General features: G+C 65.6%; 7 protein-coding genes. 6 read left to right on the top strand and 1 reads right to left on the bottom strand.

All coding sequences use genetic code 11. The annotated features are described in order from the left end of the window. Positions 1-473: 473 nt before the first annotated feature. From WG924_RS24380 to WG924_RS24365, 4 genes are all read left to right on the top strand, one after another. Positions 474-2,291 (top strand): ABC transporter ATP-binding protein, encoded by a 1,818-nt coding sequence (locus WG924_RS24380; protein ID WP_345935641.1) that lies wholly within the window; start codon positions 474-476, stop codon positions 2,289-2,291. A gap of 15 nt (positions 2,292-2,306) precedes the next feature. Further along, positions 2,307-3,140 carry a formyltransferase family protein gene (locus tag WG924_RS24375; protein ID WP_345935640.1) on the top strand — a complete coding sequence of 278 codons (834 nt, stop codon included), beginning with the start codon at positions 2,307-2,309 and terminating at the stop codon, positions 3,138-3,140. 115 nt (positions 3,141-3,255) lie between these two features. After that, positions 3,256-4,017 (top strand): class I SAM-dependent methyltransferase, encoded by a 762-nt coding sequence (locus WG924_RS24370; protein ID WP_345935639.1) that lies wholly within the window; start codon positions 3,256-3,258, stop codon positions 4,015-4,017. A gap of 112 nt (positions 4,018-4,129) precedes the next feature. Continuing rightward, positions 4,130-5,044 carry an AraC family transcriptional regulator gene (locus tag WG924_RS24365; protein ID WP_345935638.1) on the top strand — a complete coding sequence of 305 codons (915 nt, stop codon included), beginning with the start codon at positions 4,130-4,132 and terminating at the stop codon, positions 5,042-5,044. Here WG924_RS24365 and WG924_RS24360 read toward each other — a convergent pair. Next, positions 5,041-5,784 (bottom strand): HAD-IA family hydrolase, encoded by a 744-nt coding sequence (locus tag WG924_RS24360; RefSeq protein ID WP_345935649.1) that lies wholly within the window; start codon positions 5,782-5,784, stop codon positions 5,041-5,043. The two genes, WG924_RS24365 and WG924_RS24360, sit on opposite strands and share 4 nt — an antisense overlap. 137 nt (positions 5,785-5,921) lie before the next feature. Between WG924_RS24360 and WG924_RS24355 the strand changes: the two genes are divergently transcribed. After that, positions 5,922-6,671 (top strand): SDR family oxidoreductase, encoded by a 750-nt coding sequence (locus WG924_RS24355; protein ID WP_345935637.1) that lies wholly within the window; start codon positions 5,922-5,924, stop codon positions 6,669-6,671. 126 nt (positions 6,672-6,797) lie between these two features. After that, positions 6,798-7,262: an antitoxin PaaA2 family protein gene (locus tag WG924_RS24350; protein WP_345935636.1), complete on the top strand. Its 465-nt coding sequence runs from the start codon at positions 6,798-6,800 to the stop codon at positions 7,260-7,262. Positions 7,263-7,288 lie beyond the last annotated feature (26 nt).

The raw sequence follows: 7,288 nt of genomic DNA, 5'->3' as shown, positions 1-7,288 counted from the left end.
GTTGGACAAAGTTTGGCGACTTCATCCTAACCCACTTCCGAGGGCGGCATGGCCACACCCGATCCCGGCATGCCGGGATCGGGTGTGGCGACAACTGTCAGGTAAATACCGTCACATCACACTCTGCAGATGACGAGCAGCTACACTCTGCCATACGTTGCGCCAGCTTTGCAGGCTGTCGAAGCTCGCCATCAAAGATTGCTCTCCCAGGGCATGTGGTCCGTGAATCCGTTTCTGGAGCCGGAGGTCATACAGTTCGGATCATCCTTGCCTCGCCATCTCAGAATGGACCGCACAATTATAAAAGACATTCTCGTCTCTGTAGGCATGGGTGAATTTCAAGCGGAGATACATGAGTCTTTTGAAAGCTGGCTTGGGGATATCGTCATTCGCGCTGGCGATGTTGTCCGGCGGCTCTGTCGCGACTCTGTATGTGCTGATCTGGGGCTCGTGGACACAGCGGCGCTATTGCGATGCTACGAAGATATCTGTCGCCGGGGGGGCGCTACGAAAGACTTCCGACAGACCGTCTTCCATATATTGATGTTCCTGCATATCGAGCTTTTTCTCGGACACTATCGCCGAGGAGGGCATATATGACCGCTGAAAAGGCCGGAGATGGCGGGGGAATCCTGGCCTTCATCCAAGGTCTGAAGGATGCCGGGCTGAAGGATGTTGCGAGATCGCTCCTGCCCGTGGCGGTGCTGGCCGTTGTGTCAGCAGTGCTGATGGTGCTGGTGCCCTACCTGTTCTCGCGACTGATCGACGACCTGGCAGACGGGTGGACGAGCAATGCCGCCTGGATCGTGGCGGGATATGCGCTGCTGCTCGGCGGCGGTCTGGTCGTCCGGCATATGGTTGAGTATCTGGGCTATATGTGTGCGGAAAGAATGGCCTGTGCGATCAGCATTGCTTTCTTCGACAGGCTGATGCGAAAGACGGCGACGTTCTTCGTGGACAACAATATCGTCGCCATCCGGCAGGCGCAGGCCCGGGGTGCTATGGCGATGAACGTGATCGTTCAGCTTGGCCTCGGCGTGATCCTCACCGGCATGGTGCAGTTCCTTGCCACCCTCGTCACCCTCGGGGCGGCCGTGACGTCTGCCATCGCTGCCATTGTCGCGGCCTATGGCGTCGTTTTCGTGGGGGTGACCTATCTTGCTGCAGCGCGCACACGCCGCTCTCTGGATGCGGCGATCGACGCCGATCAACAGGTGGCGCAGGTGTTCGGCAATGTGATCGGTGCCGTCGAGGCGGTGCGGCAGGTTGGGGGCACGACCTGGGCCCGGCATCATCACGAAACGCAGATGCGCGGATTGCTTGCTTGCTGGGCTGTCTATTGCCGGCGGCGGATCGCCTATGCATCTCTGTATGGCGGGGCGCTGGTGGTTCAGATCGGCATGACCTTCGCGCTGCTGCTGCCGGCCTGGAGGGCCGGCCAGCTCACGATCGGCGATGTCGTGCTTTTCAATACGCTGCTTCTGCAACTCAATCAGCCCTTCGAGGCCGCCGGCCATGCCATCGACGATGTGATCCGATCGATGGCGCGGCTGCGGCCGTTGTTGCGGATGTGGCAGGCACCGGAAATGCCGATGCGGTCCGGAGCGCCACCAGTGGTGATCAGCGACGGAATGATCACCTTCGATCGCGTGGGCTATGTCCACGCGGATGGGCGGGGCGCACCGAAGATCACGGCCACGGCCCGGCGTGGTCATATCACCTGGATCGTCGGCGAGACCGGGGCCGGTAAGACCACTCTCATGCGGTTGTTGACCAAGGCGCTGGACCCCGGCACCGGGCGGGTTCTGATCGACGGCACGGATCTTACCGATATCGATCCCGATGCCTGGTACGCGGTGGTCGGCATCGTTCCTCAAGAGCCGGTTCTGATTGCCGACACCGTTGCCATGAACGTGACCTTCGGCCGGATACGCAACGAGGCCCGACTGAACGCGGCACTTGCCGCTGCCCAGCTTCAAGAGCGCGTTCATGCGATGCCGGCCGGAGTGGAGACGGTGGTCGGCGAGCGGGGCTTCCGATTGTCCGGCGGCGAGCGTCAGCGAATCGCGATCGCTCGCGCCCTTTATAACGACCCGGCAATTCTGCTGCTCGACGAGGCGGGCTCGGCACTCGATCCGGCTACCGAGGCCGGAATCCTGGATGGCATCCGCCAGCTTACGGATCGGGTGACCGTGATCGCGGTCACCCATCGGCTCGGGGTGATTCAGCCCGGCGATGCGGTGATCACACTGCCCGATGGCGTGTCTTCGGTGGCGCCGGGGCCGGCATGAAGTGGGAGATCGGTGATGAGGATCGCTCTGTTGGGTGGTGTCGATGGCAACTGGGCAACCATGCTGCGGTCGGGCGGGCATGTGCTGACGTCAATCTGGACGGCCGGCGGCGGGCAGATCGGCGAGATCACCGCGTCACTTGCTGCGGAACATCATTGCCCGGTGTTCTTCCACCGGCTGTGTCACGATGATCTGGTTGCCCTGAAACAGGCCGGGACGGAACTGGTGGTTGTGGTCGGCTATCCGTGGCTGGTGCCGGTCGACCCGGCACTGCCGGCCGTCAACGTCCATCCAAGCCTGCTGCCAGACGGGCGTGGCCCGGCGCCGGTGCAATGGATCCTCTCCACACACCCGGACGCGGCGGGAGTAACGATCCACAAGTTGACGGCAGAGGCCGATGCCGGCGACATTCTGGCGCAAGAGCCGATGACGCTGACGGCTGCAGACGACCTGCATACGGTATTCGCGCGGACCTATTGGCGGTCGGCGCAGATGATGGCGGCGATCCTGTCGGATTTCCCCCGCGCCTGGGCGGCAGCGGCTCCCCAGAGCGGAACCGGTCGCTGGACGGCGGACCATCCAGAGGTCTTCACGATCGGTGCCGCGACCCAGGTGGGGGAGGCGCTGCATCATTGGCGCGCCTTTGGCCCGGGGCTGGTGGCCTGGGATGGGGTGGATCAGGGCGGGCCGGATCGGAACACCCATCGGACCCGCTGGGTGGCGGCGGTGCGGGGCTGGCGCGAACCTCATGGGCTTGTCCCCGGCACCGTGGCCTCGGATGACGGCCGCATCACGATGCTGGCCGTTGCCGACGGCTTCCTGCTGATCGAAGCTGACACTGCAGGCTGATCATGACCTGATTGTCCTATGGTGCCATCAGATACGCCGGCCCAATAGGATGAGACGTGTTCGCCACGGCCGTCAGCGAACACGCCACCCCCCTCGCGGAACGGAGGTGCAGCAGATGCCGGTTCACCAATCCTCCACAGGCTATCGGACCGGGGCCGGGGCCTATGTCGGCGGGCGGCCCGGATATCCGGCCGAGGCGGTTGGCTGGCTGCGCGATGTCGTGGGGGTCGGGCCCGGTCGGACGACCGTTGAGGTCGGGGCCGGTACCGGCAAGTTCATGCCCGTGATGCAGCAATGCGGCGGGCGGATCGTGGCGGTCGAGCCGGTCGATGCCATGCGCGATCAGCTTATCCGCGCGTTTCCTGAGGTGGAGGCTCTGGCCGGGTCCGCCGATGCCATTCCCCTGCCGGACGGTTCGGTCGATGCGGTGGTCTGTGCGCAGGCCTTCCACTGGTTCGCGACCGCCGCGGCCGTGCAGGATATGCGGCGGGTGTTGAGGCCGGGCGGGGTGCTGGGGCTGATCTGGAACGGGCGGGATGAAACCGTGCCATGGGTCGCGGCGCTGTCCGCCATCACCGACCCGTGGCAGGGCGACACGCCCCGATACCGGACCGGCGACTGGCGCCGGGCTTTTCCCGCGCCCGGGTTCGAATTCGTCGGCGAGCGTCGGGCCCGGAACACCCATGTCGGATGCCCGGAAGACGTGATCGTCAAGCGCACGCTCTCGGTCAGCTTCATCGCCGCATTGCCGCCCGAACGGCAGGCCGACGTCGCGCGGCAGGTGCGCGCGCTGATCGCCGGCACGCCCGAACTCGCCCATGGCGCCGAGATCGCCTTTCCTTATGAAACGGCCATGTTTGCCTGGCGCCGCATCTGATGCGGTGCCACAGGCACGGATGCGCGTCCAGTGGCCCGGAGGTGTTGGTCTGGACGCGCTGGCCTGGACGCTGTAGACATTATTTCCCAGAAATGATGATGGATCGTCCAGGATGGATCCGCTGAGCGAGATGATCGCGCTGCTGAGGCCCCATACGGCCATCTCCAAGCCCATCACCGGGCGGGGTCGCTGGGGGGTGCGCTATGCGGCCCATGACGCGCCTGGATTCACCATCATTCTGAAGGGGGCATGCTGGCTGTCGGTCGAGGGGCAACGGCCCCGGCGGTTGGGCGCGGGCGATTTCCTGCTGCTTCCCGCCACGCCGGCCTTCACTTTGAGCAGCCATCCCGATGCCGTATGCGACCCCCGCGTTCCGACGGACGCGCCGGTTCGCCATGGCGAGCAGGCGGGCGCTGCGGATTTCGAATCGCTGGGTGGCAGTTTCCGTATCGCGCCGGTGAATGGGCCGCTTCTGCTCACCCTGCTGCCGCGCATGATCCACATCCCCGCCACGGCAGGGCGGTCGGCGCGGCTCGGTCGGATGATCGATCTGATCGTCGAGGAATGCGCCGGCTGCGATCCCGGACGGGAGATGATCCTTCGGCGTCTGCTCGACGTTCTGCTGGTCGAAGCCCTGCGCTGGCGCGACGGTGTCGACGATGATGTTCCGACCGGGCTTCTCAGGGCCATGCGCGATCCCGCCCTCGCGCGCGCCCTTGGTGCCATGCATGGCGATGTCCGGGCCGGTTGGACGGTTGCCGCCCTGGCGAAGATCGCCGGACAGTCCCGCTCGGCCTTCGCCGCGCGCTTCGCCGATATCCTGGGCTGCGGGCCGATCGACTATCTCGCCCGCTGGCGGATGGCGCTGGCGAAAGACGCCCTGATGCGCGGGACGAAGACGCTCGACCAGATCGCCGACGAGATCGGCTATGACTCCGCCAGCGCCTTCAGCACCGCGTTTCGCAAGCGGCAGGGCTGCCCGCCCGGACAATTCGCCCGGATCACTGCCGCCGCCGCTACCGTCTAGAGCCGACGCTGTCCAGAGTCGACCGACCCTGCTGCCTGCAGGATACAGGATAGCCGGGCCGACGGGGTCGCGGCCTCGCTGGCATGGCAGATCGAGATCGCGCCATCGGCACGCCGGCTCAGGGCGATGTCGCGATAATCTAGGATCGCCGGATGCCGGACGGTCATCGGCCTGTGGTGGGTGGTCGTCACGACCAGCACCGCCGCCCCGGCTCGTTCCGCCGCGATGATGCCGGCGATGGAATCCTCGATCACCAGGCAGCGATGCGCCTGGGTTCCAAGCCGTTCGGCCGCGAGCAGGAAGCAATCGGGCGCGGGCTTGCCGGTCTCGACATCGTCGGCGGCGATCAGAAGCGGCGGAACCGGCAGCCCGGCGGCCTCGATCCGGCGCAGCGCCAGCGCCCGGGGCGCCGAGGTCACCACGGCCCATTGCTGAGCCGGCAAGCCGGCCAGAAATTCCTGCACGCCGGCGATCGCCTCGATCCCTTCGACATCGCCGATCTCGGCCTGGGTGATCGCGGCGGCTTCCACCTCGGGATCGATGCCGGCAAGGCCGACCCGCCGGATCGTCTCGACCGCGCGAACGCCGTGGATCGTGGGCAGGAAGGTCGCGACATCCAGGCCGTGGCGCTCCGCCCAGGCCTGCCAGACGCGCTCGGCGGCCTTGATCGAATTCAGGATCGTGCCGTCCATGTCGAGAAGGACGGCGTCGATCGGCCGTGTCTGCACCACCGTCTGCATCGGGTCTCCCGCTCTCTCAGTCATGCCCCAGGTCATTCGGTTTGGACGATTGGTAACGAATTCAGGTGTGCGGATTATGGATCATCCGGGTCATCGGATCTAAGACAGAGGCTATCAGATACGGATGGAGACGGCTCATGCAGACAATCCTGATCACCGGCACCTCCTCGGGCTATGGCCTTGAGACGGCGCGTCATTTCCTGACCAGAGGCTGGCGGGTCATCGCCACCATGCGCCGCCCCGATGCGGATCTGCTGCCGCGGTCCGATGCCCTGCGGATCCTGCCGCTCGACGTGACCCGCGACGAGAGCATTGCTGCCGCCATCGCGGCCGCGGGCCCGATCGACGTGCTGGTCAACAATGCCGGTATCGGCGTCGTCGGCGCCTTCGAGGCTACGCCGCTCTCGCATATCCGCAAGGTGTTCGACACCAACACCTTCGGCGTCATGGCGATGTGTCAGGCGGTCATCCCGCAGATGCGCGCGCGCCGGTCGGGCATCATCGTCAACGTGACGTCGAGCGTCACGCTTGCGCCAATGCCGCTGGCGGCGGCCTATACCGCCAGCAAGCAGGCCATCGACGGCTTCACGGGCTCGCTTGCCCATGAACTCGGCCATGTCGGCCTGCGGGTGGCGCTGGTGGCGCCCGGATATGCGCCGACCACGCGCTTCGCGCACAACACCGGCCTTCGCGTCGCCGATCTGATTCCGCCCGCCTATGCCGGGTTTGCGGCCCCGATCTTCGACGCTTATGCCAGCCCTGCGCTGACCACCACCGAGACGGATGTCGCCGACGCTGTGTGGGCGGCCGTCCATGATACCAGCGGCCGGCTGCATTTCCCGGCCGGGGCGGATGCGGTCGCCCTCCATCAGGCCCGCTTCGGGTGAGCCCTGGTCACACCCGATCCTGCCCCGTCCTGGACGGTTTGGCTGAGAGGAGGGTGCGGTCAGTTGCAGCTTATCTGAAGATCATGCACACTAAATTCTGATAACTGCCGTCGGCAGGAGCAGATCATGCAGAGCATGACCCTTGAGCAACTGCGCGCTGCCAGTGATGCTGGCGGCGTTTCAGATGTGGTTCTGAAGGGGCAGGGCGGCGCGTTTCTTGTTCAGATCGACACGCGCAGCGGTGGGCGTGCCGTGCTGACGAAGGCGCGCAGCACCGAGCCGCGCCGCTTTGGCAATCCGGCGGCCGCATTGAGCGTGCTGCGCGAGGTTGGTATCACCGTCGGCCGGTTCGACGCCAGCGCGTGGCAGCCTGCCGAGAAACAGCCCGCCGCCGGCACCCGCGGCCGTGCGGATGTCTTGCGTGAGGCGCACCGCTCGGCCGCCTATAACCGATGGCTTGCGGGTGAGATACAGGGCGCCATCGATGATCCGCGGCCAAACATCCCGCATGATGAGGTCATGGCCGACATGGATGCGGATCGTGGCGCAAGCGAGGTCGGGCACGCACCGACGCGGACGCGACGCGCATGACGGTGCCGGTGGCTACCGGCTGAGGT

Source organism: Tistrella arctica, from assembly GCF_039630945.1.
GTDB classification, from domain to species: Bacteria; Pseudomonadota; Alphaproteobacteria; order Tistrellales; family Tistrellaceae; genus Tistrella; species Tistrella bauzanensis.
The sequence above is the reverse complement of the archived record's forward strand: the minus strand, read 5'-3'. Positions and strand labels throughout refer to the sequence as shown.